1 protein-coding gene and 1 pseudogene are annotated in these 3,024 nt (G+C 38.9%); both read right to left on the bottom strand.

Annotated elements, in window-relative coordinates; genetic code table 11:
- Nucleotides 1-2,339 (bottom strand): UvrD-helicase domain-containing protein (locus P256_RS06425; protein ID WP_023272877.1); only part of this gene is annotated, 2,339 nt, incomplete at its 3' end.
- Between the two features lie 17 nt (nt 2,340-2,356).
- Nucleotides 2,357-3,024: pseudogene (locus P256_RS13290) on the bottom strand (exodeoxyribonuclease V subunit gamma); the annotation flags it as partial.

Below are 3,024 nucleotides of genomic sequence, written 5' to 3'. Positions count from 1 at the left end.
CCTTTCGATTGATGAATCGTCATCAACTGTATGCCTGCATCGGTAGATAGACTTCGCTCTAGTTCCCACTCTCGGTCACTCGGTGAAGCGACTTGTTTTAAGTACCAATTCAGTAGGTTTTTGGGCCCTTGATACTTCCCACTATGCTGACTGAGTAGGTCTGATAAATGTCTTAAGTTAACAACACTTCTTTCATTGTCTCGACTATCAAAGCGAACTAAATTACGCCATACATCAAAATACCGTAAACAATATTGCCATGCTGCTAAAAAGTGGCGTTCAAACCAAATTTCACGAATTTCACTAAAGACCGAAATGAATTGTCCTAAACCATCTGTTTGACGTTCAAACTCATTTAAATTTGTAAGTGTGTAGCCCAACATTCGGCTAAGCAAAGCACGTTTTACCTTCTTTTCATCATAAGGGTTCATTATTGCTATGAGCACTGCTGCAACATCTTGTGCAAGTAAGCCATCAAAAACACTTCTTTTGGAGGGTCGGTTTACTCGTATACCTAAACGTTCTAGCTCAAACTGTACTTTGTCTAAGCCATCATGATTTTTAGATAACACAGCAATATCATCTGCAATGATCGGAGTATTTGAATGATCTTTTGATAAATATAATTGACCTTGCTGACTTTGCTGTAACAGCGTAGATATTTTCCATGCAACTTGAATTTCGGGCTGCACTTCACTTTCTATATGCAACCAACGTAATGGGGTTGGATTTTGCTCTTTCCCGTCAATAAGTTGTGGGTGTGGTCGTGTGCCAGCTTCTACAGGCTCATAAATGACGTGTTCACCAAAGTCAGGATGTTGCATAAAAAGTGCATCAACAGCTTCAACCAATGGCTGAATGGTTCTATGGTTGTACTTCAAACGATAGAAATGTCCTTTTTTAGAAATAACATCATGATATGCACGAATAAAAGTAAGCATATCTCCACCACGAAATCCATAAATGGCTTGCTTACGATCGCCTACCATGATCATGCATCCTTTTTCGTATCTCGTAGGTGCACGCCAAATGCTGGCAAGCATGTTGTCTTGCTCTTGGTTGGTATCCTGAAATTCATCAACCAAAATAAGTGGGTAGCTGGTCTGAACAAAAGCTGCAAAGTGCTCACCTTGCTCCCCTTGTAGTGCTTCAGACAAAGTTTTTATTTGCTGCGCAAACGTAGTTTCACCCTGTTGCTGGAGGAGTGCAGGTAAACGCAGTTTCACTTGTTCACATAAATGGTATTTCAGATAACCTTCCGTTTCTACAAGCGCACTTTCCATATGCTGTGTATGTGCCAATACATCGACCAATTTTTGTAATGCTTCATCTGTATAGAAGCGTGTTGCATCTTGTTCAGCGCATTTCTTGGTAAAAACCTTACCGTCTTGAATGTTCTTCACAAACTTTTCAAGTGTTGTACGTGCATCTGTAAATTCTTTTAAAAAGAAGTGGCGCCCATCTTCTTTTAAAATACGTTCTATGGCCTCAGGAATAATTTGCTCAAATAAGACAGTAAAGCTATTTTGTCTAAATATTGTTTTGCTTACAGTTGGGAAAAAATTACCATCTGCCAAGTAGTAAGACGATAAGTGAGCAAAGCTCAAATTTCGTAGCTTGTCTCGTAACTTTAAAAATTGGTCTACTTCTATTTTTGGAGGCTGTACAGGCTTAAAGTATGCACTGGTAAAATTCAGTGCATCTTCTACAATTTTTATATACTGATGAGTTGGCTTTAGACGACCACTCATATAAAACCAATCTACTTGTTGTTGTGACTGTTTTTGTAGCCATTCACGCAGCACATCATGTATGAGTTGCTCGGTATACTGCTTTGACTGATCAGTAATATCAATTCGTTCAATTTTACCACTTTCAAATGCAAACTCTCGCAATAACTTTTGACTAAAGCTATCGAGTGTCCCCACAAACAACTCATCTAATTGCTCTAAAACCAATTGTAAACGACTACATGCATAAGCTACTTGTGTAGAAAATTTTTCTAATAAAACAATTTTTAATGGGTCTGCACCCTCTACCTTAAGTTGCTTGAAATGCTCAATATTTGCTTGATCATCAAATCCTTGTCGTTCCTTAAAGAATTGATGTATTTCAACCAAGCGCATACGAATACGTTGTTTCAACTCAGCGGCAGCAGCACGTGTAAATGTGGTTGCTACAACTTGTTTAGGCAAGTGCTTTTCTAGCAAAATACGCACAAGAAGACTAGACAGTGTAAAGGTTTTTCCTGAGCCTGCCGAAGCCTCTATCCAATGTAGCCCTTGAAATTGAATATCTTGAATGGGTTGAAAAGATACTTCTCGTACAGTTGGTTTCACAATGTTTTCCTTTTCAACTATTCATCAACATTCAAATATTCATAAATGGGCGCATATAGGCGATACGCCCATTCACGACAATGATTTTCTAATAAAATACTTGCATCTTGTTCCTGCAAAATAAATTGCCAATCTTGATGATACTTCGATGCTTTATCCTCACCTGCAGAGAATGCATCACTATATTTTTGTGGGTCATTCCAATGTTTAGAAAGTGTTTGCCAAGTTTTTTCATCTAAACCATTTTCTTCTGCCCATTCAGGCTGTTTGTTTCTTTCACTAGGTTTGAGCAAGAGTGCGGCAGGCAAAACAACAGGGGTCTTCAGTGCGTGTTGCCATAGACTCCACCAATGTTTCAAAAAGATATTTGCCTGTGCTGAACTAACCCCTTCATACGTAATGGTCTGATCACTAAATACAACAATATAACGATAGTCTTTGCCTTGCTCATCAAGGTTTAAATACTGCAGCCACAATAAATAATGAAGCCATGCTTTTGCACGTCGTTCGGCACGTGCACTTGAAATCTGTAGCTCAACCCACTGCGTTTCACTGGCTTGCTTTGGCACAGTAATACGTAAGTATACATGTTCTGAAATACATAACGTTTGTTGTGTCGTTTCTGTGGGCTTATCTGCATATGTATGCAAACGTTCTAATAATGTCAGATACTCTTGTTGCGACT

It is taken from the genome of Acinetobacter nectaris CIP 110549, from assembly GCF_000488215.1.
GTDB classification, from domain to species: domain Bacteria; phylum Pseudomonadota; class Gammaproteobacteria; order Pseudomonadales; family Moraxellaceae; genus Acinetobacter; species Acinetobacter nectaris.
Note: the sequence above shows the minus strand (reverse complement) of the source record. Positions and strands in the feature narration are given on the sequence as shown.